Raw genomic sequence first — 22,040 nt, forward strand, 5'->3', positions numbered from 1 at the left:
TGCGGGGCACCTTACACATTCGCGGTCGTCTCGGCGTGTCGCCGCCGGTACATCTTGGCGGCGTTGCGCGCTCGGTAGTCGCCGGGGTGCGCCCGCTCCTCGTGCGCTGATGCGGTGTCGTGGGCCTCCAGCATGTCGAATCGAAAGGCGTTCCAGTCGCATCCGGCGCACCGGACGGTGACACCGGAAGGGCCCTTCTCCAGGCGGATCAGTCGGGGTCGGGTCACGGGTCTACTCCTCGAACACGTCGTCGGGCTTCATGGTGGTGGGCACTTCGTCGAGGAAGTGCAGCGCGAGAGCTGCGGCCTCCAGCGGCGACACGTCGGCCTCGGGGTCCGCGTCGGGCGGCCCGAAGCGGAAGGTGCCGTAGTTGCCGAACTTCTGCCGCTTGGCGATGCGGAGAGCGGCCTCCAGGCGCGGGTGGTGGAAGATCACGAGGTCGTCGTCCGTCAGCGCCTTGATGAATCCGGCGGTCGACCGCGGGATGTCACCGGGCTTCGTCGGCTTCATCACGGGACGCGGCTTCGCCTTCGCGAGGTGCTTCGTCGCGACCGTCTCGGTGTACCCGTAGGCGTCGTAGTACAGCGTCGTCGGCGACCGGCGAAGGCGGAGCAGGACCTCGCGGTCGACGCCCGTGTGCCCCTCCTGCCAATGCCACAGCGCGACGGCGCGCTTCCGCTTCGGGGCGCTCTCCCCCGCCATTTCCAGCGACGCCGCCACGAGGTCGCCGGGCTCGTCGTACTCCCAGGCCACAGCGAGCGACGAGGCGGTGCCGAGGTGGTGAACCTTGAACGCCGCCGCGAAACGCTCGGGCGCGACCTCCGGGAACGGGAGCTTGCGGAGCGCGCGGTCGACGAGGGCCGGCGCGAGCGCCACGTCCGCGGCACCCTCGGTTCCGAACTGCCCGCCGTACTCCAGGAGGAAGTCCTCCAGCGGGAACTTGTTGAAGGACCGCTGCGGCGCGTCGGTCAGCGTCGTGAAGCCGAGGCCGGGGTGTGTCAGCTCGATCCACTCGCGCATCCGCCCGCCCGTTGCGCCCGTGCGCGGGTGCGGGATGTCCGGCTCCCACGACACCAGCTCAGCGCGGTCGACGGTCTCGGGGATGCCGTGCCACAGCACCGATGCGTCCTCGTCATGGAGGTTCTCCCAGAGGAGCTGCCCCGTCCGCCACTTCTGCCCCGTGCCGGCCAACACGAACTGCGCTCCCGGCTTGGTGTCCATCGTCGGGATGACGGCGCGGTTCACGTCCTCGCCCTGCTCGATGTCCGCCTCACCGGCCTCGTCGCCGAAGGCCATGTCGAAGCCGCCCGAGCGGAACATGTCGCCGTTGGGTGTGCCGACCAGGAGCAGGGAGCCAGTGTCACGGAAGTAGAGCTGCTCGCCACCCTTGGACAGACCGATGGCGACCGGGCTCTTCCGGCGGTCCGGCCAGAGCTTGTCGAGGTGCTTCACGATGTCCTCGCGGAACCGCTGCCCCGCCTTGAAGCCGGTCGTGAACATCGTCCACCCGATGGTGTAGTCGTCGCGCGACCAGCACCGCCCGAGCATCACCGCCTGCACCGCCGTCGTCTTCGTCGACCGGCGCGGCTCGAACACCACGTTCATGAAGTTCCCCGCGGCGAGGAGGTCCGCGACCATGAGCTGCATCGGCGACGGCCCGCGCCCCATGTCGCCCGCGCGCTGCCGGTGATCGAGGCGGAGGAGGTGCGCGCCCTGGATGAACTCGCCGCGAGACTGGTCCGTCGTCACGAGCTCGTCGAGACGGATCGGCGCGAGGTGCTCGATCTTCGACCGCCACTCCAGCCAGTTCGCCTCCGACCACAGATCGGCCAGCGTCGGCGTCGCCGCAGTCATCGCCACCCGCCCCGCTTGAACCGTGCACCGCAGACCGGGCATCGCTCGGTGGCGAGACACGCTTCGCACATCGGATCCCGCGAGCCGTCGAGGCGACCCTCCTCCCAGTCGAGCAGCGTGCCGCACGCCGCGATCACGAACTCAGCGCTGATCTGACAGCGGACGTGGACGCCGTGCTCGACCTCGGGGGAATTTGCTTCCCGGATCGTCGGGGCGAGTGTCGTGCTTGTGCTCATGATTCTCCAGTTCAGGGGGGGATTTTGCTCTTGGAGCCGAAGGCGGGGGTTGCACGGCGGCTCAAAAAAAGACCGGCTCACCACGGCGCGAGCCCCTCGGTCGATGTCTTTCCCGACCGCCGAGGCGCGATGACCGGCAGCGCCCGAGCCGCCCGACCGTTGGTGATCGCGGCGCCACGCCGTCCACCCTCGGAGCGGTTGCTCTTCACGGTCTCGGGTGCGAGGTTCGAGATCGCGTTGCCGCCGTCCCACTCGATGTGTCCCACGTCGAACGGCATCCCCGGCTCAAGCACAGCACCCGTGCGCCAGCACCTGACCTCGGTGCCGTTGCGCCAGCACGCCCGGACCCGAGCCCGCACGATGCGCGCGTTGCGCAGGTACTCGGGGTCGCGGTGCTTGCCTGTCACGTCTTGTCCTCGACGAGCGGTCGTACTTCCTCGGCGATCCGGATGCCGCACCGCCCGCACCGGGTGATGCCGACCACAACCATGCGCCCGCCGCGGTGCTCGACGATGCTCACGAGCTGCGGTGCGTGCATCCCGAAGAGGCAAGCGAGACCGGTCATGCGGCATCCTCCAGTTGTTCCGAGAGGACGAACCGGACGCGTGCACCGGGTGACCAGTCCACGGCGTCCAGTTCGTCTTGCTGCAGGTCGAGTAGGTCAGGCGACATCGATCATCTGCTCGGCGAGCAGTCGAATTGCATCCGCCTGGAGGGTCGCGACGGTGGGTGCCAGGAACTCCCGTGCGGCGGCCCGTGCGGCGTCCCGTGCGGCGGCCCATGCGGCGACACGTGCGGCGGCCCCTGCGGCGTCCCGTGCGGCGGCCCATGCGGCGTCCCATGCGGCGGCCCCTGCGGCGGCCCCTGCGGCGGCCCGTGCGGCGGCCCGTGCGGCGACACGTGCGGCGGCCCCTGCGGCGTCCCCTGCGGCGTCCCCTGCGGCGTCCCCTGCGGCGTCCCGTGCGGCGTCCCGTGCGGCGGCCCCTGCGGCGTCCCGTGCGGCGGCCCCTGCGGCGGCCCGTGCGGCGGCCCCTGCGGCGTCCCATGCGGCGGCCCCTGCGGCGTCCCCTGCGGCGGCCCATGCGGCGTCCCCTGCGGCTCGCACGACGGGGCCCGCGGCCTCGGCGGTGTGCATGTCGATGATGGGTGCGAGGGCGCGGACCTTCGCTGCTTCGGCGGGGAGCGAGAGGTCGAGGAAGGTGGGCAGGTGGGTGCGGATGAGCCAGTCGAGGGCGATGTACGAGCGGCGCTCGTCGTGGCCGTCGTCGCGGGTGCCGATGATGCGTGGGATGAGCGGAACGAGTTCCTGGCGCTTGTCGTCGGGGAGCACGTCGTTGAGCGACCTGCCGAACGATCCGAGGACGGGCGAGACGCACTCGGGGTGGTCGCTGAACGGTTCCCCGGCGACGTAGGATGCGGCCTCGAGGAGGCACATACCTGCCTCGGGCGTGGAGTGTGCACCGGAGTCGAGGGTGATGGTGGGCGTGCTCATGAGTGGTTCCCTTCGTTGGTGGTGGGTCGTGCATGCCGGTCGGGGCGGGTGCGTGCGCGCTCCCCAGAAGCGGCCCCAGCCGCTACCGCCCCGAGCTTGTGGGCATGGTGGCGTTCGACGAGCCACCAGGCGAGGTAAAGGATCGCGGCGAGCGGGAGGCCGACCGCGGGGTCGATGTAGTCGGGAGTGTTCATGCGAATCGGCCTCCGCGCTTCACTCGGCGAGTGACGCGGGCCGTGAGGACGCGACGCTGCTCCTGAGTGCCGGCCAACGTCGTGGCTCCTGCATCAGCGAAGGCCTCGGCCCGCTGGAAGTCGGCGGCGCCCGAGAGCACGCCACGCGCCAGCTCGGCGAGGAGTCGCGAGTTCCGTTCGATCTCGCGGCGTGCTGTGGGCCTCCAGCGCTTCGCTTCCTCGGCGAACGACTCGGCCAGCTCGAACAGGTCGTTGCTCAGGGCGATGCGGTCGGTGTCGGTGATGGTGCCGGTGTGGATTCTCATGCTGCTCCCTGCACTCGGGCTGCGGAGCATCCTCGCTCGCAGTGTCGGTCATCGATCAGGACGTGACCGCACGACCCGACACCCGCTCTGTAGGTACCTACGAGAGATGAGTTAGACGGTTCTTTTACGGTTCTATGTGCGACAACAGATGTCGGGCCGTAGGTCCTGATCTCGTCGGGTCGCGACATATTTGTCGGGCCGTGCGACCCGTCAGCAGGTGTCGGGTCGTTAGAGGGTGACGCCCCGACAGCAGGTGTCGGGCCGTTGGCGAAGAGAGGAGGCTCGCCGTAGTCGCGTCCGAAGTCGAAGTTGAGGTCGAAGACGACGGGCTTGCGGTCGGCGCGGAGGTGCTCGGTGAGGCGCTGGTCGCCGTGCCGGATGAGCCCTCGGGTGCGTAGGTCGCGGAAGGCGCGCTCGACAGTCCGCAGGCTGCATCCCAGCTCGTTGGCCAGCTCGGACTTCTTGCGCCAGACGTTGCGGCCGTCGCTGTGGGCGTGGTTGGCGAGCAGGAGGAGCACTCGGAACGCCGTGGGCGGCACGACGTCGAGCGGGAGCTTGGATACCCAGATGAAGGCTTCGAGGCTCATGCGGCGTCCCACGGGTCCTGCGCGAGGATCGCCTCGATGTCGGCCGCGGCGTATCGTCGCTGAGTGCCACCGGGCCGGATCGCGCGGACCTTGCCGCTGTCGGAGAGCCGGGAGACGGTCTTCGTCGTCACGCCGAGCGCTGCCGCTGCCTCAGCCGGGGTGATCCACTCGGAATCCGGAAGCTGACTTTTTGGCATGTTCGGGACGATACCAGACAATTTGGCAGTATCGGGAATATCAGGAATCACTCAGGCAATATGTCCGGAATGTCCGCTAGCATGCCGGTATGAGCACAGTGAGCCCGATCCGGACCAGTGAGCCAATCGATGTCGTCGTCGGCCGGCGCATCCACACGCTTATGTGGGAGCAGCGGGTCAAGAACAAGGACCTCGCCGAGCTCCTCGGCATCGAGCCGACCGGCGTCGGAAAGAAGCTGCGCGCCGAGCAGCGGTTCAGCATCGAGCAGCTCGTGACCGTGGCGGCGCACCTGAATACGACGGTGGCGTACCTCGTGGGCGAGTCGAGCACACCGCGTCCGGTGGGCCCTGCCGGGATCGAACCGACGACATCCACGGTGTAAACGTGGCGCTCTACCAGCTGAGCTAAAGGCCCTGGTGCGCTCAGTCTATCCGGGCGCGGATGCGCACCCGTGTCGTGGAAGAGGGCTAGGCTGAGGTCGGCGCGCGTTGTGCACGGCCGACAAGGCTGCCCGTGTCGCTTCCCGTTTCCTTGGCATGACCTGCCAGCTTGACGAAAGGTTCCCCCGTGACCGTCCACGACCAGGATCCGTACTCTCAGGGCCCCCTCGACAGCGATCCGGAAGAGACCGGTGAGTGGCAGCAGTCGCTCGACGAGCTGGTGGACGCCAAGGGCCACGGCCGCGGGCGCGAGATCATGCTCAGCCTGCTCAAGCGCTCCAAGGAACTGCACCTGAACGTGCCGATGGTTCCGACCACCGACTACATCAACACCATCGCCCCGGAGAACGAGCCCGAGTTCCCCGGCGACGAGGAGATCGAGCGCCGCTACCGCGCCTGGATCCGCTGGAACGCCGCCATCACGGTGCACCGCGCCCAGCGCCCCGGCATCGGCGTCGGCGGTCACATCTCGACCTACGCGTCCTCCGCGGCGCTGTACGAGGTGGGCTTCAACCACTTCTTCAAGGGCGCGGACCACCCCGGTGGTGCCGACCAGATCTTCATCCAGGGCCACGCCTCCCCCGGCACCTATGCCCGCTCGTTCCTCGAGGGTCGCCTGACCGAGGACCAGCTCGACGGCTTCCGCCAGGAGAAGTCGCACGCGCCGAACGGCATCCCGTCGTACCCGCACCCGCGCCTCATGCCGGAATACTGGCAGTTCCCGACGGTGTCGATGGGTCTCGGCCCGATCAACGCCATCTACCAGGCGATGTCGAACAAGTACCTCGAGAACCGCGGCATCAAGGACACCTCGCAGTCGCACGTCTGGGCCTTCCTCGGCGACGGCGAGATGGACGAGGTCGAGAGCCGGGGTCAGCTCCAGGTCGCCGCGAACGAGGGTCTCGACAACCTCACCTTCGTCGTCAACTGCAACCTGCAGCGCCTTGACGGGCCGGTGCGCGGAAACGGCAAGATCGTCCAGGAGCTCGAGTCGTTCTTCCGCGGCGCGGGCTGGAACGTCATCAAGGTCGTCTGGGGCCGGGAGTGGGACGACCTGCTCGCCCGCGACACCGAGGGCGCGCTGCTCAACCTCATGAACGTCACCCCCGACGGGGACTACCAGACGTACAAGGCCGAGTCCGGCGCCTACATCCGTGAGCACTTCTTCGGCCGCGACGAGCGCACCGCCGCCCTGGTCAAGGACTACTCCGACGACGACATCTGGAACCTGAAGCGCGGTGGCCACGACTACCGCAAGGTCTACGCCGCCTTCAAGGCCGCGACCGAGCACAAGGGCAAGCCGACCGTCATCCTCGCGAAGACCGTCAAGGGCTACGGGCTCGGCCCGCAGTTCGAGGGCCGCAACGCGACCCACCAGATGAAGAAGATGACGCTGGACAACCTCAAGACGTTCCGCGACGCGATGCACATCCCGATCACGGACGCGCAGCTCGAGGAGAACCCGTACCTGCCCCCGTATTACAACCCGGGACCGCAGGACGAGACGATCCAGTACATGCTCGATCGCCGTAAGGCCCTCGGCGGCTTCCTCCCGGAGCGCCGTTCGACCCACGTGGGCCTCTCCCTGCCCGAGGACAACGCCTACGCGCTGCCGAAGAAGGGCTCCGGCACGCAGGAGATCGCCACGACCATGGCGTTCGTCCGCCTGCTGAAGGACCTGCTGCGCTCGAAGGAGTTCGGCCACCGGATCGTGCCGATCATCCCCGACGAGGCGCGCACGTTCGGCATGGACGCGTACTTCCCGACCGCGAAGATCTACAACCCCAACGGCCAGCACTACACCTCGGTCGACCGGGAGCTGCTGCTCGCCTACAAGGAGAGCCCGCAGGGCCAGATCGTCCACGTCGGCATCAACGAGGCCGGCGCCGTCGCGGCGTTCACCGCAGCGGGCACCTCGTACGCCACGCACGGCGAGCCGCTGATCCCGATCTACATCTTCTACTCGATGTTCGGTTTCCAGCGCACCGGCGACGCCCAGTGGGCGGCCGGCGACCAGATGGCCCGCGGCTTCATCATCGGCGCCACCGCCGGACGCACGACCCTGACGGGTGAGGGCCTCCAGCACGCCGACGGCCACTCGCACCTGCTCTCCTCCACCAACCCGGCGACGGTGTCCTACGACCCCGCGTACGGCTACGAGATCGCGCACATCATGCGCTCCGGTCTCGAGCGGATGTACGGCGGGCAGCACGAGGACCCGAACGTCATGTACTACCTCACCGTGTACAACGAGCCGATGGTGCAGCCCGCCGAGCCGGCCGACGTGGACGTGGACGGCATCGTCCGCGGTATCCACCGCGTCTCCATCGGCGAGGGCGACGGCCCCCGTGCGCAGCTCTTCGCCTCCGGCGTCGGTCTGCCGTGGGCGCTCGAGGCGCAGGAGCTGCTGAAGAAGGACTGGGGCGTCGTCGCCGACGTGTGGTCGGTCACCTCGTGGACCGAGCTGCGCCGTGACGGCCTCGCCGCCGACGAGCACAACTTCCTCCACCCGGAGCAGGAGCCGCGCACCGCGTACCTCACGCAGAAGCTCCAGGGCGCCGAGGGTCCCGTCGTCGCGGTCAGCGACTTCATGCACGCCGTGCAGGACCAGATCCGCCCGTGGGTTCCGAACCGCTTCGCCACGCTCGGCGCCGACGGCTTCGGGTTCTCGGACACCCGTGCCGCGGCACGCCGCTTCTTCAAGATCGACGGACCGTCGATCGTCGTGCGCACGCTGCAGGCACTGGCCGAGGAGGGCAAGGTCGACCGCGGCCTCTCCGCTCAGGCCATCGAGAAGTACCGCCTGCACGACGTGAACGCCGGCACGAGCGGCAACGCAGGCGGCGAAAGCTGAGCCCTCGGTGACAGCTGCCTCCGCCGCCGGCATGGACAAGGCCGCCACGCTCACCTGGCTCCGCCGGATCTCCGGTGACATCGCCACGGTGACGATCAAGCGGCTGGAGGACACCCTCCCCTGGTACGCCGACATGCCACCGGCCCGCCGCTCCGCGGTCGGGCTGGTGGCGCAGGCGGGCATCACGTCGTTCATCCAGTGGTACGACGACCCCACGTCCACCCCATGGATCGCCGCGGACATCTTCGCCGCCGCTCCCCGTGAACTGCTGCGGAGTGTGAGTCTGCAGCAGACGCTCCAGCTCATCCGCGTCACCGTCGAGGTGACCGAGGAGCGGGTCGCGGGCAAGGGCGCGGATCTCCGAGAGGCCATCCTGCTCTACTCGCGGGACGTGGCGTTCGCGGCGGCCGACGTCTACGCCCGCGCCGCCGAGGCCCGCGGCCTCTGGGACGCACGGCTCGAAGCGCTCGTCGTCGACTCGATCCTCACCGGCGAGGCCGACGAGGAGCTGCCGAGCCGGATCGCCGCGCTCGGGTGGCACGGTCACGGGGAGGTCGCTGTCCTCGTCGGGACCACGCCCCCGCAGTTCGACGTCGATCTGGTGCGCCGCACCGCGCGCAAGCTCGCGGTCGACGTGCTCATCGGGGTCCAGGGCTCGCGACTCGTCCTCGTGCTCGGACGCGCGCGCGTCGAGGGTCAGGAGGGCGAGGACGAGGAGCTCGGGTTCCAGGAGATCGCCACGCGTCTGGAGCCCTCGTTCGGCCCGGGCTTCGTCGTGCTGGGCCCGGCGGTCGCCGCCCTCGTCGACGCCAGCCAGAGTGCTCGTGCGGCCCTGGCCGGATTCGCCGTCGCCCGTGCCTGGCGCGGCGCACCGCGGCCGGTCGAGGCCGACGACCTGCTGCCCGAGCGCGCCCTCGCCGGCGATCCGCTCGCGAAGCAGACCCTCATCGAGCGCATCTACCGCCCGTTGCAGGCGCACTCGACCGACCTCGTCACGACGCTCTGGAGCTACCTGGACAACGGCCGGTCCCTCGAGGCGACGGCCCGCGAGCTCTTCGTGCATCCCAACACCGTGCGCTACCGCCTCAAGCGGGTGAGCGAGGTCATCGGGTGGGACGCGACCGGGCCCCGCGAGGCGCTCATCCTGCAGACCGCACTCATCCTCGGCTCCATCGGAGCCGCGGAGCAGGTCCGGCGCCGTTCGCCTCTGCGTCGCCCTCCGCGCTGACCGAGACGGCGAACCTGTGCGCCACACACAAGGGTTCCGCGCAATCTTGTGATGGATCATCCACCGTTCTGCCGCGATCGTTGGCAGACTGGGTGGGTGATTGTCGTCGTCTGCCCTGGACAGGGCTCGCAGACCCCCGGATTCCTCGCCCCCTGGCTCGAGCTCGACGGAGTGGAGGAGCGTCTCGCCGCCTACTCCGAGGCCGCGCAGGTCGATCTCCGCGCGCACGGCACCGAGTCGGACGCGGACACCATCCGCGACACCCGCGTCGCCCAGCCGCTGATCGTGGCCGCCTCCCTCGCCGCCGGTGACGCTCTCGTGGCCGCCGCCGGTCGCCGCGCGGACGGCATCGCCGGGCACTCCGTCGGGGAGATCGCCGCTCTCGTCGGCAGCGGTGTCCTGGACGCCACGACCGGCATGCGCCTCGTCGGCATCCGTGGGCGGGCGATGGCGGATGCCGCGGCCCAGACCCCGACCGGGATGAGCGCGGTCCTCGGCGGTGACGAGGAGACGCTCCTCGCCCGACTCGCCGAGCTCGGCCTCGCGCCGGCGAACTTCAACGGCGGCGGGCAGATCGTCGTCGCCGGCCCTCTTCCGGCCCTGGCGGCCCTCGCCGAGGAGCCGGTCAAGGGCACGCGCGTGGTGCCGCTCCAGGTCGCCGGCGCGTTCCACACCGACTACATGTCATCCGCCGTCTCGGTTCTTCGCGACGCCGTGGCCGACGTCCAGCCGGCCGACCCCGAGATCACGCTCTGGACCAACCGTGACGGCTCCGTCGTGACCGACGGCGGGACAGCGCTCGATTACCTCGTCGACCAGGTCTCCTCGCCCGTCCGGTGGGACCTGTGCATGACCTCCTTCGCCGACGCCGGCGTGACCGGCGTCATCGAGCTCGCCCCCGCGGGCGCCCTGGTCGGTCTCGCCAAGCGCGGCCTGCGCGGCGTGCCGACGGTCGCCGTGAAGACCCCCGAAGACCTCGAAGCCGCCGTCGCGCTGCTGAACGGAGAAGCCGCATGACCGCCTCCCTCGCCCAGATCGCCGGGCCCGCCTACACCCGCATCTACGCCTTCGGCGCGGCTCGCGGCGAGAACGCGGTGCCCAACGAAGACCTCATCGGGCCCATCGACTCGAGTGACGAGTGGATCCGGCAGCGCACCGGCATCATCACGCGCGTCCGGGCCGACAAGGGGACGGACGCCATCGACCTCGCGACCGAGGCGGCGGCCGAGGCCATCGAGAAGTCGGGTGTGCCGGCAGACCAGGTAGACCTCGTCATCGTCGCGACCATCAGCAACCCGAAGCAGACGCCGTCGGTCTCCGCGATCGTGGCGGACCGCGTCGGGGCCAACCCGGCTGCGGCGTACGACATCAACGCGGCCTGCGCCGGCTACGCGTACGCGGTGGCGCAGGCCGACGCGCTCATCAAGGCCGGTGCCGCCCGCCACGCCCTCGTGATCGGCACGGAGAAGCTGTCCGACGTCGTCGACCCCACGGACCGCAGCATCTCGTTCCTCCTCGGCGACGGCGCCGGCGCGGCTCTCATCGGCCCCAGCGACACGCCGGGCATCGCCCCTGCCGTCTGGGGCAGCGACGGCTCCAAGGCCGACGCCGTCGGCATGAACGGCACCCTCACCGACTTCCGCGACGGCGTGGTGCCGTGGCCGACGCTCCGCCAGGAAGGTCCGACGGTCTTCCGCTGGGCGGTCTGGGAGATGGCGAAGGTCGCCCGCGAGGCGCTGGAGAAGGCCGGGATCGAGGCCTCCGACCTCGCCGCCTTCATCCCGCACCAGGCGAACATGCGCATCATCGACGAGTTCGCCAAGCAGCTCGGCCTGCCGGAGACCACCGTCATCGCCCGCGACATCGAGACCACCGGCAACACGTCCGCCGCCTCGATCCCCCTCGCCAGCCACCGCCTCATGGCCGAGCACCCGGAGCTCTCCGGCGGCCTCGCCCTGCAGATCGGCTTCGGCGCCGGCCTCGTCTTCGCGGCCCAGGTCGTCGTCCTCCCCTGAAGACGCGCCGACCTTCCCTAGACTGTTCCACGGTTCCGAATACAACCCGTAAGAAAGAGGAAGACCACCATGGCTTTCACCAACGATGAGGTCCTCGCCGGCCTCGCAGAGCTGATCACCGACGAGACCGGCATCAACGCCAGCGAGGTCGCCCTGGAGAAGTCGTTCACGGACGACCTCGACATCGACTCGATCTCGATGATGACGATCGTCGTCAACGCCGAGGAGAAGTTCGGCGTCACCATCCCCGACGACGAGGTCAAGAACCTGAAGACCGTCGGCGACGCCGTCAACTTCATCGTCGCGGGCCAGGAGTAATCCCGGCAGGATGCCACCCTCGCCCCGCGCGAGGCGTGGCATCCTCCGGCCCTGCCCATCCCCCGCACGAACTCGTTTCGACAAGGAACCACACCTCATGACCAAGCGCATCGTCGTCACCGGCATCGGCGCCACCTCCGCCATCGGCGGGACGGCCCCGGAGAACTGGGACAACCTCCTCGCCGGTGCCTCCGGCGCCCGCACGATCGAGCACGACTGGGTGCAGGAGTACGACCTCCCCGTCACGTTCGCCGCCTCTGCGAGCGTCCGTCCGGAAGAGGTGCTGCCCCGCCACGAGGCGAAGCGTCTCGACCCGTCTTCGCAGTTCGCCCTCATCGCGGCGCGCGAGGCCTGGGCGGACGCGGGCTCGCCAGAGGTCGCTCCCGAGCGCCTCGGCGTCGACTTCGCGACGGGCATCGGCGGCCTGTGGACGCTGCTGGACGCCTGGGACACGTTGCGTGAGAAGGGCCCGCGCCGGGTCATGCCGCTGACCGTGCCGATGCTGATGCCGAACGCGGCCGCCGGCAACCTGTCGCTGCAGTTCGAAGCCCGGGCCTACGCGCAGACCGTGGTCAGTGCCTGCGCCTCCAGCACCGAGTCGATCATCCACGCGTTCCACCACCTTCAGGAGGGCCTGGCCGACGTCGTCATCGCCGGTGGCACCGAGTCGGCGATCCACCCGATCACGATGGCCGCCTTCGCCTCCGCGCAGGCGCTGTCGCGTCGTAACGACGACCCGGCCCACGCCTCGCGACCCGGCGCGATCGACCGCGACGGCTTCGTGATGGGCGAGGGTGCCGCCGCCCTCATCCTCGAGACCGAGGAGCATGCCAAGGCCCGCGGCGCGAAGATCTACGGCTACATCCTCGGAGGCGGTGTGACCGCCGACGCCTACCACATCACCGGCAACGACCCCGAGGGCAAGGGTGCGGCGCGTGCCGTCATCCAGGCACTCGAGGAGGCCGGCATCACCCCCGACCAGGTGACGCACATCAACGCCCACGCGACCTCGACCCCGGTCGGGGACCCCAACGAGTACGTCGCGCTGAAGAACGTCTTCGGCGACCGGATCGACGAGATCCCGGTGTCGGCCACCAAGGCGTCGACCGGACACCTGCTGGGCGGCACAGGAGCGCTGGAGGCGATCTTCTCCCTCCTCGCGCTGCGGGACCGCGTGGCCCCGCCGACGATCAACATGACCGAGCCGGACCCGGAGGTCCCCTTCCGTCTGTCCGGAGAGGCGGCTCCGCTCGGCGACGGCCCGCAGATCGCCATCAGCAACTCGTTCGGCTTCGGCGGACACAACGCCGTGCTCGTGCTGGGCGGCGTCGACTGACCGCTTCCGCATGCGCGACGAAGGCCCCCGGGATGTGATCCCGGGGGCCTTCGTCGTGCGCGGTCCGCTCTGGCCCTTCGACAGGCTCAGGGACCCAGGGGCGCGCTCGCCCGGACGGCAAGGCGCTGCGAACGCTCCCGACGGCGGCGCTCGATCCGCGGGAGGAACCAGCCGATCAGCGGACCGACGCCGAATGCGAACAGCACGGTGCCGACGCCGACGGGGCCGCCGAGCAGGAAGCCGACCAGCAGCACGGAGCCCTCGATGACCGTCCGGGCCAGCCAGACCGGCCACCTGGTCACTCGCACGAGGCCGGTCATGAGTCCGTCGCGCGGTCCGGGACCGAAGTCCGCCGCGATGTAGAGACCGGTGGCGAACGCCAGCAGCACGAGTCCGAAGACGAACATGGGCGCCCCCACCCATACGGACGGCGGCGCGGGCAGCACGAGGAGCGTGAGGTCGGCGAACGGTCCGATGAGCAGGGCGTTCAGCAGAGTGCCGAGGCCCACCCGTTGACGGAGCGGGATCCACAGCAGCAGGACGACGATCGAGATGAGCACCGTGACGACCCCGTACCCGAGTCCCGTCCAGCCCGCGACGCCCAGCGACAGGACGTCCCAGGGCGCGACGCCGATGCCGCCCCGCACCATGAAGCCGAGGGCGACGCCGTAGAGGAAGAGCCCGCCCACGAGCTGCGCGAGCCGCTCGACCAGGTCTCGACGGCTGGTCGCGGTGAAAGGCAGGAAGACGGCACGGAAGAGCATCTCTCCATCGTGGCCCGTGCGAAGACCTCCGAGGACGACCACTGAGCGAAAAGTGGCCTGCACATGGAAGGCCACTTTGCGGCAGTCTGGAGGCATGGCATCCCGTCTCGTCACGCAGCTCGGCATCCAGGACCTCGACGACACCTCGGCGTCCGGTCTCGCCGACCGCATCAGAGCGCTCATCCTCGACGGTCGCCTCACCGTCGGCGAGCGACTGCCGAGCGAGCGCGCCCTCGCCCTCGAGCTGCGACGGTCCCGGTCGACCATCACCCGCGCTTACGGCGTGCTGGAGGCCGCCGGCTACGTGTCCCGGCATCACGGCGGCAGCACCCGCGTCGCGCTCCCGCACGGCCCGTCGACAGCCACCCCGGGCCGGGACGACGAGGCGATCGACCTCTCGATCGCCTCCATGGACTCGACCCCCGGTCTGTACGACGCCACCGTGCGCTCCCTCCCCCGACTCGCGGCTCTGCGCGGTACGAGCGGCTACTCGCTGCAGGGTCTTCCCGAGCTGCGTGAGGCCGTGGCCCGCCGGTTCACCGAACGCGGCGCGGTCACCACGCCGGACGAGATCATGATCACCTCCGGCGCCCTGAACGCCGTCAACCTCATCCTCACGGCGATCGGCCGCCGGGGCGAACGCGCCCTCGTGGAGCAGCCGACCTTTCCGCACGCGCTCGAGGCGCTGCACCGCCACGGCTACCGTCTGGTCCCCACACCGGTCGACACCGACGGCTGGGACACCCGGCACCTCAGCGACACGCTGCTGACGGCTCGGCCGCACGTCGCCTACCTCATCCCGGACTTCCACAACCCCACCGGCGCGACGCTGCCGCAGGAGGAGCGGTCCCGGATCGCCACGACGGCCCGGAATACGGGCACCCATCTGATCGTGGACGAGACGACGGCGGAACTCGACATCGACCGCGGATGGGCTCCGGTGCCGATGGCGGCCGAGGGGCCGAACGTCATCACGGTCGGGTCGATGTCGAAGATCGCCTGGGGAGGCATGCGCATCGGCTGGGTGCGCGCCGAGCGCTCGGTCATCGCCCGACTGCTGGCCGTCCGTCCCTCGTTCGAACTCGGCACAGCGCTCCTGGAGCAGTGCATCGCCGTGGAGCTTCTCGATGACGTCCCGGCGCTCACCCATCATGTCCGACGCCGCCTCACGGCGGGGCGGGACGCGGTGGCTGCGGGGATCGCGGATATCCCGGGGATGCGCATGCCGGAGACGCCCGGCGGCCTCTCCGCCTGGATCGACCTCGGTGCCCCCTTGTCGACCACGCTCTCCCTCGCCGCACGGGAACGGGATCTCATCCTCCCACCCGGGCCCCGCTTCACGACCGGCGGCGTGCTGGAGCGCCGCCTCCGGGTCCCGATCACGCTTCCCCCCGAGCGGACGGCGGAGGCGATGACGCGCCTGGCGCAGGCCTGGGCGGACGTGCGCGGCGGTGGAGTGGACGCCACCGCCGACCTTGCTCACGCCGCAGTGATCTGACCGGCACAGACGAGGACCCCGCCCGGTCACCCGGGGCGGGGTCCTCGTCGAGCGGAGCGGGGATTCGTCTTCTCAGCGTCCGGGATCACTCACCGGCATCCGATACTCACGCCTCCGGGCTCCTGGTCTCAGCGGCCGGTCAGCCGACCTTGTGGAGCCAGACGACGCGCGCGTCGTCGCTGGCGTGACGGAAGGGTTCCAGCTCCTCGTCCCAGGCGGAGCCCAGGGCGACGTCGAGCTCGCGCTGCAGCTCGACGGCGTTTCCCGCGGCGATCTCCATCGCGTAGCGGATGCGGTCCTCGCCGATGACGATGTTGCCGGCGGCGTCGGTCTGGGCGTAGTGGATCCCGAGGTCGGGGGTGTGCAGCCACCGACCGCCGTCACTGCGCGGAGTGGGATCCTCGGTCACTTCGAACCGGAGGTGCTCCCAGCCGCGGATCGCGGTCGCGAGGGCAGCGCCGGTTCCGACGGGGCCGTCCCAGTAGAACTCGGCGCGGCGGGCGCCGGTCAGCACGGGCTGCTCGGTCCAATCGAAGTTCACCGCACGCCCGATAGCGCGACCCACCGCCCATTCCAGGTGCGGGCAGAGCGCGCGAGGCGCCGAGTGGATGAACACCACTCCGCGTGCGTAAGCCGTCGCCATGATCTCTCCGTTTCATCAGGTGCGTCTTCCCCTACGACCTGAACCACGAAGTGGCGAGAGTATGCGGTTGTGCGCCCATTCTCGCCGAGTTCCCGCGAAATCACAAGCGTGTGATTCGACGACGAAGGCCCCGGTCCGTGGACCGGGGCCTTCGGGCGCTTCGACGAGCTCAGCGACCCACCGTGGGGACGCTCAGCGACCTACCGTGGGGACGCTCAGCGACCTACCGTGGGGACGCTCAGCGACCCGCCGTGGGGACGCTCAGCGACCCAGTGTGCGGAGGCTCAGGCCTCGCTCATGGCCTGCTTGACCTGCTGGCCCTTGGCGGCGTAATAGGCCGCGCGGGCGGCGTCCTTGCGGGCCTGCTCGGCATAGCCGAACTCGAGCACGTCCTGCGGAACCTCGACGTTCGGGACGTCGTCGGTGCCGTGGTACTTCTCGATGTACGCGTCGAGCTCGGGACCGGACGTCCACGAGGTGATGAGGCAGTAGCGCGGGTCGGTGCCGTTGTGCGTGGCCGCGTGCCACAGACGCTGGGTGTCGACGATGAGCTGCGCACCGGCCGGCAGGGCGATGCGGTACTCGATGCTGGGGTCCGTGCGGTTCTCGCGCAGGACGAAGTAGCTGTCCTTGTCGTCGGTCAGGTTGAAGAACCCGCGCACGACCCAGCCGGTGCCGTCCGGGTTCAGACGGTTGTTGTCGTCCTGGTGCAGGTTGTAGAGGCAGTCGCCGTACGGGGTCGGCTGCAGCTCGATGACGCGGCAGCGACCGACGTTCGCGCCCGGCTCCTGCGCGCGACGCGTGAGGTTCGGGGCCTTGGCGGTCTGCTCGTCGATCCAGACGCCGTCCTTGTCGGTGCGCGGCGGCTTGTGGTTCCAGAAGCCGTTGCACTCGATGTCACCGAAGGCGCTGGCGAGGGGCGCGAACCGGGTGTCGCCCGAGGACTTCCAGTCGACGTACTCGATGTCGAGCCACTCCTTGGGGTCGGCCTCCTGGTCGTAGCTGTCGAGGACGACGAAGCCCTTCTCCTCCAGCGCTGCGGACTTGATGTATCCCATGATCGAGTCATGTTCCTTTCATCGGGGGCCAGCACGTTTTAACAGGCCCTGATAAGGCAAGGCTAACAGCGGGACCCGGCGCTCCCCCGGAGGGTCACCGTGGATAAGCGAATAGACTGGGCGGGGCACCCGGCGCGTCCGTGGCGCCTGTCGCTACGGGAGGACGAGACACCAGCATGAGCACCGCGACCAACGTCGAGGCGACGGCAGTCAACACGATCGAATGGCTCGCGGCGGGACGCACGACCATCGTCGTCCCCGTCTACCAGCGGCAGTACCGCTGGGACATCGGCGGCTGCGAGCGGCTCCTCTCCGACGTCAGGGCGGTGGCCGCGGAGGACGACGCGCATCGCCACTTCATCGGCTCGATCCTCTCCGCCGAGGACGGCTCCGGCGCGGACGCCGACCTCATCCTCATCGACGGGCAGCAGCGCCTCACCACGCTCATGCTCCTCGTCGCCGCGCTGCATCACTCGGTGCGCGACCGGGACCCGGAGCTCGCCGCCGACCTCGCCCGCGTGCTCGTGCGCACCGACGACCCGGAGCGCACGAAGCTTCGGCCGCACGACGCCTGGGCCGATCTCTACGAGTCGGTCGTGCTCGACCGCCGTGACGACCTCGATCGCGAGTCGCGCTTCGACGACAACTACGCCTTCTTCCGCAGCCAGATCCATGCCGACGAGGTGCCGCTCATCTGGCAGGGGCTGCAGCGACTGGAGCACGTCTCGATCACGCTCGGTGCGCAGGCCAACGCGCAGCAGATCTTCGAGAGCCTGAACTCCACCGGCGAACCGCTGCGGGACCATGAGCTGATCCACAACTACATCCTCATGGGCCTGAACCACGCCGAGCAGATGGACGTGGAGGCGCGGTTCTGGCTACCGATCGAGCAGCACACGGGCGAGGCGATCGGAGCGTTCTGGCGCCACTACCTCGTGCTCGTGACGGGGCGAGAGGTGGCGGCGAACGGGGAGCACGGGGTCTACAGCGCCTTCCGCCAGTCGTTCCCGCGCGTCGACGTCGCGCACCTCCAGGCCGACGCCGAGACCTGGCGGCACTACGCGGAGATCTACGGCCTCCTCCTCGATCCGACGAAGGAACCGGACCCCGAGATCGCGCGTCAGCTGCGGCACGTGAACACGTTCGGACGCTCCTCGTACCCGCTCGTCATGAGCGCGTACAGCGATCACGCGCGCGGGCTCATCGACCGGGCCCAGCTCCTCGAGACGCTCGAGTGGCTGCAGGCGATGTTCCTGCGCCGTGCGCTGGTGAACCTCCCCGCCGAGCGGCTCATCGCCCGTCTCTGTCGTGCGCGTCGCGACGGACACGACGCCCTCGCCCGCGCCATCGCGCGCATCACCCCGTCGGACGAACGGGTCAGTGCGGTGCTCAAGTACAGCGAGCTGCCGTATCCGGCCTACGTGCTCGGCCGGCTCGAAGGCGTCGATGACGTGGACGGCTACGACGTCGAGCACATCGTGCCCGCCGTGCCCGGCGACGCCTGGTCCGGCGACGGCGTGCGCCCGTGGAGCGAGTATTCGGAAGACGAGCAGAACAGCCACCGCGCCCTCGCGCCGACCCTCGGCAACCTCACACTGCTGGAGCAGGGGCTCACGGAGCGGGTGTTCGGCGCCTCGTTCCCGGTCAAGCGCGATGAGGCCTATGCACGCAGCGCGGTGCCGGCCACTCGCGCTCTGGCCGCGCAGGAGTCCTGGGGCACGGCGGCCATCACCGCACGCACGGTGGGCCTGACAGCCGACCTCGTCCGCGTGTGGGCACGACCCGCGCTGCCCGAGATCGACGACGACGGACTCACCCCGATCCTCGACGCGGTCCGACGCCGCGGCTGGCCGGCGGGGTGGGAGCGCGAGTTCGACTACGTCGAGTACCGCGGCGAGCGATGGGAGGTCTACGACGTCAAGCATCTGTTCAACCGCGTGTTCCGCCGCGCCTGGACGGACACCACCGAGGCCGCTCTCGCCTACTGCGCGACCCACGGCGGCCCGATCTACCGCGACAAGGCGTGGAAGGGGCACTGGGATGACCTCGACGACACGCACTACCTCTACATGGGCTGGGACTCGAACTACATGATGACGGCCGTCCAGGGGGTCCTCGATGAGTCCGGCATCGCCGCCGAGGTCTTCGTGAAGTACTCCTACATCGGGAATGTGATGTGACCATGACCACTGTCATCCGCCGCCGCCTGCTCGACCTCGCCGTCGAGGAGCACACGCTCACGGTTCCCCTCGTCTGGGGCGACCCGGCAGACACCCGTACGATCGACGTGTTCGCCCGCGTGGTGACACGCGACGGGGGCGAGACGCTCCCCTATCTGGTGTTCCTGCAGGGCGGGCCCGGCTACGAAGCCCCGCGTCCCTTCCACTCCTCCACAGCGCCCGCGTGGCTGGACCAGGCCCTCGCGCACTACCGACTCGTCCTCCTGGACCAGCGCGGCACCGGCCTCTCCTCCCCGGTCGGCGACGGCGACCTCGTGCGGGGCGCCGAAGCCGTCGCCGAGCATCTGACCCACCTGCGCGCCGATGCCATCGTGCGCGACTGCGAGGCGCTGCGGGAGCACCTGGGGGTGCCGACGTGGAGCGTCCTCGGGCAGTCCTTCGGCGGGTTCACGACGCTGGCCTACCTGTCGACCCACGCGGATTCGCTCGACGACGTCTTCATCACCGGAGGCCTCAGCACGGTCGAGCGCGACCCGGACGAGGTCTACGCCCTCTGCTACGACAAGATGCGCACGGCGTCCGAGCGGTACTACCGGCGCTTCCCGGAGCACCGCGACGTCATGCGACGCCTGATCGATCTCGCGGACGCCGGTGAACTCGTCCTCCCCGACGGCGAGGTCGTATCGCGTTCCCGCCTCCGCTCGGTGGGCTCCGCTCTCGGCACCGACGACGGTTGGCAGACGCTCTGGTCCCTCCTCGAGCGCGATCCCTCTTCCAACGCCTTCCGCTACGACCTCCAGCACGCCATGCCCTTCGGCGCACGCAATCCGCTGTACTACGCGTTCCACGAGTCGAGCTACGCGAGCGGACACACGACGCGGTGGTCGGCGGAGCGCGTCGAGCCTGACGACTTCCGCGACGACCCCACGCTGTTCACGGGCGAGCACATCCGTCGCGAGTGGGCGGACACCGTCCCCGGGCTGCAGCCGTGGCGCGAGGTCACGTCGATCCTGGCGGAGCACCCCTGGCCGCGGATCTACGACACCGTCGCTCTCGCCGACTCCGGAGCCACGGGAGCGGCCGCGGTGTACGTGAACGACCTGTACGTGCCGCTGGAGTTCTCGCTGGAGACCGCCCGCCTGCTCCCCGGTGTGACGCCGTGGGTGACGAGTGAGCACGAGCACAACGGCCTGCGGAGCGGTCCTGTGCTGGCGCGCCTGATCGACCTGGCCCACGGACGCCGCGTCCGCTGACATCCGCCGCGCGACGGATACCGTCGACATGGTCGGCGATCTATCCTGGGCGCATGGAGCATCTGCTCGGATGGACCACGATCGCCCTCGTACTCGGTGCGGGGCCGGTGCTCTTCTTCGTCGGCATCCGGCACTCCCTCTCCCGTCGCCCGGTGGAGGAGAAGTACGAGCAGGCCGGATCCGGAGGGCTCGTCGGCGTCTTCGATGCCGTGTGGTCCCCCACGGCGCACGAGGCGGGACAGGAGCGCGACCGGCAGACCCGGCGCACCGCCCCGGCGCCGAGCCCCGGCGACCCGCCGGGCCGCATCCAGCACGGACGCATCGTCATCGACGTGTGAGCACCCCACCGGGCATGACGAAGGCCCCGTGCTCCGAGGAGCGCGGGGCCTTCGTGAAGCGGTCCTTACTTGGAGCCGCCGAAGCCCTTGAAGCGCTGGTTGAACTTCTCGACGCGACCGGCCGAGTCCATGATGCGCTGCTTGCCCGTGTAGAAAGGGTGCGAGGCCGAGGAGATCTCGACGTCGATCACCGGGTACTCCACGCCGTCCAGCTCGATCGTCTTGTCGCTCGTGACGGTGGAGCGGGTGAGGAAGGTCTCGCCCGAACCCAGGTCGCGGAACACGACAGCCTTGTACTCGGGGTGAATGTCAGTCTTCATGGGATTCCTTTGTTGCTGCCCTGGATTGTGCCAGGGACGAGGGAAGTCTGTGGTACGAACGCACCAAGGATCGATTCTACCAGTACTTCGACGAGCTCAGTAACCCATCGGGGCCGAGCTCAGTAACCCATCGGAACCGAGCTCAGGAGGCGGCGCGGGCGGAGTAGCGCCCGTCCTCGCTGCTGAGCGCGATCGGCATGCCGAAGGTCTCGCCGAGGGCATCGGCGGTGAGCGTCTCGGCGATCGGGCCCGCCGCCACCACGGCCCCGTCGCGGATCAGCAGCACGTGCGTGAACCCGACCGGGATCTCCTCGACGTGATGGGTCACCATGAGCATCGCGGGCGTCGTCGGAGCGGAGGCGTAGCCGCCCAGCAGCGCCAGCAGCTCCTCACGCGACCCGAGATCGAGCGAGGCCGTCGGCTCGTCGAGCAGCAGCAGCTCGGGGTCGGTCATGACCGCGCGGGCGATCTGCACGCGCTTCTGCTCGCCGTCGCTCAGCGTGCCGAACGTGCGGTCGGCGAGGTGCGCGAGACGCCAGTCCCCCAGCACCCGCAGTGCGCGCCGCTCATCGATGTCCTCGTAGCTCTCGTTCCAGCGGCCGAGCACGGAGTACGCCGCCGTGAGGACCGTGTTGAGAACCGTCTCGTCGCGCGGGATGCGCTTGGCCATGGCCGTCGAGGCGAACCCGATCCGGGGTCGGATCTCGAAGACGTCCGCGCGTCCGAGCGTCTCGCCGAGGACGGTGACGGTGCCAGAGGTGGGATGCATCAAGGTGTCGGCGAGCTGCAGCAGGGTCGTCTTGCCCGCCCCGTTCGGCCCGAGGATCACCCATCGCTGATCGTCCGAGACCTGCCAGGTCACGTGATCGATGATGTTGCGCCCCTCTCGGCGCACGACGACGTCGGTGAACTCCAGAGCGATCGGCATA

General features: G+C 69.6%; 27 protein-coding genes and 1 tRNA gene. 11 read left to right on the forward strand and 17 right to left on the reverse strand.

Annotation, left to right across the window (positions count from 1 at the left end; translation table 11 throughout):
* Nucleotides 1-11 precede the first annotated feature (11 nt).
* The 11 genes from AC3B5L_RS09585 to AC3B5L_RS09635 form a co-directional block, all read right to left on the reverse strand.
* The gene (locus AC3B5L_RS09585) at nucleotides 12-227 is read right to left on the reverse strand and encodes a hypothetical protein (RefSeq protein ID WP_490095702.1); all 216 of its coding nucleotides are present in this window, start codon (nucleotides 225-227) and stop codon (nucleotides 12-14) included.
* 4 nt (nucleotides 228-231) lie between these two features.
* A complete protein-coding gene (locus AC3B5L_RS09590; RefSeq protein WP_490095703.1) occupies nucleotides 232-1,854 on the reverse strand; it encodes a hypothetical protein in 1,623 nt (540 codons plus the stop codon).
* A complete protein-coding gene (locus tag AC3B5L_RS09595) occupies nucleotides 1,851-2,090 on the reverse strand; it encodes a hypothetical protein (RefSeq protein WP_490095704.1) in 240 nt (79 codons plus the stop codon). Before AC3B5L_RS09595 ends, AC3B5L_RS09590 begins: the two co-directional genes overlap by 4 nt.
* A 77-nt stretch (nucleotides 2,091-2,167) precedes the next feature.
* Nucleotides 2,168-2,497: a hypothetical protein gene (locus tag AC3B5L_RS09600; RefSeq protein WP_217584855.1), complete on the reverse strand. Its 330-nt coding sequence runs from the start codon at nucleotides 2,495-2,497 to the stop codon at nucleotides 2,168-2,170.
* Entirely contained in the window at nucleotides 2,494-2,655 is a 162-nt protein-coding gene (locus tag AC3B5L_RS09605; RefSeq protein ID WP_490095705.1) for a hypothetical protein, read from the reverse strand. The genes AC3B5L_RS09600 and AC3B5L_RS09605 overlap by 4 nt, the downstream gene beginning before the upstream one ends.
* 96 nt (nucleotides 2,656-2,751) lie before the next feature.
* Nucleotides 2,752-3,582 carry a hypothetical protein gene (locus AC3B5L_RS09610; RefSeq protein WP_490095706.1) on the reverse strand — a complete coding sequence of 277 codons (831 nt, stop codon included), beginning with the start codon at nucleotides 3,580-3,582 and terminating at the stop codon, nucleotides 2,752-2,754.
* Nucleotides 3,579-3,776, reverse strand: a complete 198-nt coding sequence (locus tag AC3B5L_RS09615) for a hypothetical protein (protein WP_490095707.1) — start codon at nucleotides 3,774-3,776, stop codon at nucleotides 3,579-3,581. The genes AC3B5L_RS09610 and AC3B5L_RS09615 overlap by 4 nt, the downstream gene beginning before the upstream one ends.
* On the reverse strand, nucleotides 3,773-4,081 hold the full coding sequence (locus AC3B5L_RS09620; protein ID WP_371512091.1) for a hypothetical protein: 309 nt from the start codon (nucleotides 4,079-4,081) through the stop codon (nucleotides 3,773-3,775). Before AC3B5L_RS09620 ends, AC3B5L_RS09615 begins: the two co-directional genes overlap by 4 nt.
* Nucleotides 4,078-4,668: a helix-turn-helix domain-containing protein gene (locus AC3B5L_RS09625; RefSeq protein ID WP_490095708.1), complete on the reverse strand. Its 591-nt coding sequence runs from the start codon at nucleotides 4,666-4,668 to the stop codon at nucleotides 4,078-4,080. Before AC3B5L_RS09625 ends, AC3B5L_RS09620 begins: the two co-directional genes overlap by 4 nt.
* Nucleotides 4,665-4,865, reverse strand: coding sequence for a helix-turn-helix domain-containing protein (locus AC3B5L_RS09630; protein WP_490095709.1), 201 nt, complete (start codon nucleotides 4,863-4,865; stop codon nucleotides 4,665-4,667). The genes AC3B5L_RS09625 and AC3B5L_RS09630 overlap by 4 nt, the downstream gene beginning before the upstream one ends.
* Nucleotides 4,866-4,912: 47 nt before the next feature.
* Nucleotides 4,913-5,155, reverse strand: a complete 243-nt coding sequence (locus tag AC3B5L_RS09635) for a hypothetical protein (RefSeq protein WP_490095710.1) — start codon at nucleotides 5,153-5,155, stop codon at nucleotides 4,913-4,915.
* Here AC3B5L_RS09635 and AC3B5L_RS09640 point away from each other — a divergent pair.
* Nucleotides 5,075-5,248: a hypothetical protein gene (locus tag AC3B5L_RS09640; RefSeq protein WP_490096402.1), complete on the forward strand. Its 174-nt coding sequence runs from the start codon at nucleotides 5,075-5,077 to the stop codon at nucleotides 5,246-5,248. The two genes, AC3B5L_RS09635 and AC3B5L_RS09640, sit on opposite strands and share 81 nt — an antisense overlap.
* Here the strand turns inward: AC3B5L_RS09640 and AC3B5L_RS09645 are convergent.
* A tRNA-Val gene (locus tag AC3B5L_RS09645) sits at nucleotides 5,208-5,280 on the reverse strand. The two genes, AC3B5L_RS09640 and AC3B5L_RS09645, sit on opposite strands and share 41 nt — an antisense overlap.
* Before the next feature lie 153 nt (nucleotides 5,281-5,433).
* Here AC3B5L_RS09645 and aceE point away from each other — a divergent pair.
* The 6 genes from aceE to AC3B5L_RS09675 all read left to right on the forward strand — a co-directional run bounded on the left by aceE (nucleotide 5,434) and on the right by AC3B5L_RS09675 (nucleotide 13,057).
* Complete coding sequence (gene aceE, locus AC3B5L_RS09650; protein ID WP_490095711.1) at nucleotides 5,434-8,160, forward strand: pyruvate dehydrogenase (acetyl-transferring), homodimeric type; 2,727 nt, start codon at nucleotides 5,434-5,436, stop codon at nucleotides 8,158-8,160.
* A gap of 31 nt (nucleotides 8,161-8,191) precedes the next feature.
* The gene (locus AC3B5L_RS09655; protein WP_187664166.1) at nucleotides 8,192-9,388 is read left to right on the forward strand and encodes a PucR family transcriptional regulator; all 1,197 of its coding nucleotides are present in this window, start codon (nucleotides 8,192-8,194) and stop codon (nucleotides 9,386-9,388) included.
* 96 nt (nucleotides 9,389-9,484) lie between these two features.
* Nucleotides 9,485-10,405 (forward strand): ACP S-malonyltransferase, encoded by a 921-nt coding sequence (locus tag AC3B5L_RS09660; RefSeq protein ID WP_490095712.1) that lies wholly within the window; start codon nucleotides 9,485-9,487, stop codon nucleotides 10,403-10,405.
* Nucleotides 10,402-11,403 (forward strand): beta-ketoacyl-ACP synthase III, encoded by a 1,002-nt coding sequence (locus AC3B5L_RS09665; RefSeq protein ID WP_259952297.1) that lies wholly within the window; start codon nucleotides 10,402-10,404, stop codon nucleotides 11,401-11,403. The genes AC3B5L_RS09660 and AC3B5L_RS09665 overlap by 4 nt, the downstream gene beginning before the upstream one ends.
* Nucleotides 11,404-11,472: 69 nt before the next feature.
* The gene (locus AC3B5L_RS09670) at nucleotides 11,473-11,721 is read left to right on the forward strand and encodes an acyl carrier protein (RefSeq protein WP_017202249.1); all 249 of its coding nucleotides are present in this window, start codon (nucleotides 11,473-11,475) and stop codon (nucleotides 11,719-11,721) included.
* Nucleotides 11,722-11,818: 97 nt separating this feature from the next.
* The gene (locus tag AC3B5L_RS09675) at nucleotides 11,819-13,057 is read left to right on the forward strand and encodes a beta-ketoacyl-[acyl-carrier-protein] synthase family protein (RefSeq protein WP_490095713.1); all 1,239 of its coding nucleotides are present in this window, start codon (nucleotides 11,819-11,821) and stop codon (nucleotides 13,055-13,057) included.
* An 86-nt stretch (nucleotides 13,058-13,143) separates the two neighbouring features.
* On the opposite strand, the gene yczE is transcribed toward AC3B5L_RS09675, so the two are convergent.
* The gene (yczE, locus tag AC3B5L_RS09680; protein ID WP_259952293.1) at nucleotides 13,144-13,821 is read right to left on the reverse strand and encodes a membrane protein YczE; all 678 of its coding nucleotides are present in this window, start codon (nucleotides 13,819-13,821) and stop codon (nucleotides 13,144-13,146) included.
* A gap of 94 nt (nucleotides 13,822-13,915) precedes the next feature.
* On the opposite strand from yczE, the gene yczR reads away from it, so the two are divergent.
* On the forward strand, nucleotides 13,916-15,319 hold the full coding sequence (gene yczR / locus AC3B5L_RS09685) for a MocR-like transcription factor YczR (RefSeq protein WP_490095714.1): 1,404 nt from the start codon (nucleotides 13,916-13,918) through the stop codon (nucleotides 15,317-15,319).
* Between the two features lie 139 nt (nucleotides 15,320-15,458).
* On the opposite strand, the gene AC3B5L_RS09690 is transcribed toward yczR, so the two are convergent.
* Both AC3B5L_RS09690 and AC3B5L_RS09695 read right to left on the reverse strand, forming a co-directional pair.
* On the reverse strand, nucleotides 15,459-15,962 hold the full coding sequence (locus AC3B5L_RS09690; RefSeq protein WP_187661607.1) for a DUF3145 domain-containing protein: 504 nt from the start codon (nucleotides 15,960-15,962) through the stop codon (nucleotides 15,459-15,461).
* Between the two features lie 284 nt (nucleotides 15,963-16,246).
* On the reverse strand, nucleotides 16,247-17,020 hold the full coding sequence (locus tag AC3B5L_RS09695; protein WP_025103622.1) for a hypothetical protein: 774 nt from the start codon (nucleotides 17,018-17,020) through the stop codon (nucleotides 16,247-16,249).
* A gap of 176 nt (nucleotides 17,021-17,196) precedes the next feature.
* Here AC3B5L_RS09695 and AC3B5L_RS09700 point away from each other — a divergent pair, with 176 nt between their 5' ends.
* Genes AC3B5L_RS09700 through AC3B5L_RS09710 form a run of 3 tightly spaced genes read left to right on the forward strand, consistent with a single transcriptional unit; the run spans nucleotide 17,197 to nucleotide 20,791 of the window.
* The gene (locus AC3B5L_RS09700; protein ID WP_490095715.1) at nucleotides 17,197-19,200 is read left to right on the forward strand and encodes a DUF262 domain-containing protein; all 2,004 of its coding nucleotides are present in this window, start codon (nucleotides 17,197-17,199) and stop codon (nucleotides 19,198-19,200) included.
* Nucleotides 19,197-20,453, forward strand: coding sequence for an alpha/beta hydrolase (locus AC3B5L_RS09705; RefSeq protein WP_259952285.1), 1,257 nt, complete (start codon nucleotides 19,197-19,199; stop codon nucleotides 20,451-20,453). The genes AC3B5L_RS09700 and AC3B5L_RS09705 overlap by 4 nt, the downstream gene beginning before the upstream one ends.
* 53 nt (nucleotides 20,454-20,506) lie before the next feature.
* The gene (locus AC3B5L_RS09710; protein ID WP_187661610.1) at nucleotides 20,507-20,791 is read left to right on the forward strand and encodes a hypothetical protein; all 285 of its coding nucleotides are present in this window, start codon (nucleotides 20,507-20,509) and stop codon (nucleotides 20,789-20,791) included.
* Between the two features lie 65 nt (nucleotides 20,792-20,856).
* Here AC3B5L_RS09710 and AC3B5L_RS09715 read toward each other — a convergent pair whose 3' ends face one another.
* A complete protein-coding gene (locus AC3B5L_RS09715; RefSeq protein WP_187661611.1) occupies nucleotides 20,857-21,111 on the reverse strand; it encodes a type B 50S ribosomal protein L31 in 255 nt (84 codons plus the stop codon).
* Between the two features lie 142 nt (nucleotides 21,112-21,253).
* A complete protein-coding gene (locus AC3B5L_RS09720; protein ID WP_187661612.1) occupies nucleotides 21,254-22,039 on the reverse strand; it encodes an ABC transporter ATP-binding protein in 786 nt (261 codons plus the stop codon).
* Nucleotide 22,040 lies beyond the last annotated feature (1 nt).

The organism is Microbacterium sp. C-MGS6, from assembly GCF_058140415.1.

Bases quoted from the DNA above. Each gene is read 5' to 3' on its own strand.
- AC3B5L_RS09590 (WP_490095703.1), bottom strand. From the start codon at position 1,854: ATGACTGCGGCGACGCCGACGCTGGCCGATCTGTGGTCGGAGGCGAAC.
- AC3B5L_RS09595 (WP_490095704.1), bottom strand. From the start codon at position 2,090: ATGAGCACAAGCACGACACTCGCCCCGACGATCCGGGAAGCAAATTCC.
- AC3B5L_RS09605 (WP_490095705.1), bottom strand. From the start codon at position 2,655: ATGACCGGTCTCGCTTGCCTCTTCGGGATGCACGCACCGCAGCTCGTG.
- AC3B5L_RS09610 (WP_490095706.1), bottom strand. From the start codon at position 3,582: ATGAGCACGCCCACCATCACCCTCGACTCCGGTGCACACTCCACGCCC.
- AC3B5L_RS09615 (WP_490095707.1), bottom strand. From the start codon at position 3,776: ATGAACACTCCCGACTACATCGACCCCGCGGTCGGCCTCCCGCTCGCC.
- AC3B5L_RS09620 (WP_371512091.1), bottom strand. From the start codon at position 4,081: ATGAGAATCCACACCGGCACCATCACCGACACCGACCGCATCGCCCTG.
- AC3B5L_RS09625 (WP_490095708.1), bottom strand. From the start codon at position 4,668: ATGAGCCTCGAAGCCTTCATCTGGGTATCCAAGCTCCCGCTCGACGTC.
- AC3B5L_RS09630 (WP_490095709.1), bottom strand. From the start codon at position 4,865: ATGCCAAAAAGTCAGCTTCCGGATTCCGAGTGGATCACCCCGGCTGAG.
- AC3B5L_RS09655 (WP_187664166.1), top strand. From the start codon at position 8,192: ATGGACAAGGCCGCCACGCTCACCTGGCTCCGCCGGATCTCCGGTGAC.
- AC3B5L_RS09665 (WP_259952297.1), top strand. From the start codon at position 10,402: ATGACCGCCTCCCTCGCCCAGATCGCCGGGCCCGCCTACACCCGCATC.
- AC3B5L_RS09670 (WP_017202249.1), top strand. From the start codon at position 11,473: ATGGCTTTCACCAACGATGAGGTCCTCGCCGGCCTCGCAGAGCTGATC.
- AC3B5L_RS09675 (WP_490095713.1), top strand. From the start codon at position 11,819: ATGACCAAGCGCATCGTCGTCACCGGCATCGGCGCCACCTCCGCCATC.
- yczE (WP_259952293.1), bottom strand. From the start codon at position 13,821: ATGCTCTTCCGTGCCGTCTTCCTGCCTTTCACCGCGACCAGCCGTCGA.
- yczR (WP_490095714.1), top strand. From the start codon at position 13,916: ATGGCATCCCGTCTCGTCACGCAGCTCGGCATCCAGGACCTCGACGAC.
- AC3B5L_RS09690 (WP_187661607.1), bottom strand. From the start codon at position 15,962: ATGGCGACGGCTTACGCACGCGGAGTGGTGTTCATCCACTCGGCGCCT.
- AC3B5L_RS09695 (WP_025103622.1), bottom strand. From the start codon at position 17,020: ATGGGATACATCAAGTCCGCAGCGCTGGAGGAGAAGGGCTTCGTCGTC.
- AC3B5L_RS09700 (WP_490095715.1), top strand. From the start codon at position 17,197: ATGAGCACCGCGACCAACGTCGAGGCGACGGCAGTCAACACGATCGAA.
- AC3B5L_RS09710 (WP_187661610.1), top strand. From the start codon at position 20,507: ATGGAGCATCTGCTCGGATGGACCACGATCGCCCTCGTACTCGGTGCG.
- AC3B5L_RS09715 (WP_187661611.1), bottom strand. From the start codon at position 21,111: ATGAAGACTGACATTCACCCCGAGTACAAGGCTGTCGTGTTCCGCGAC.
- AC3B5L_RS09720 (WP_187661612.1), bottom strand. From the start codon at position 22,039: ATGCCGATCGCTCTGGAGTTCACCGACGTCGTCGTGCGCCGAGAGGGG.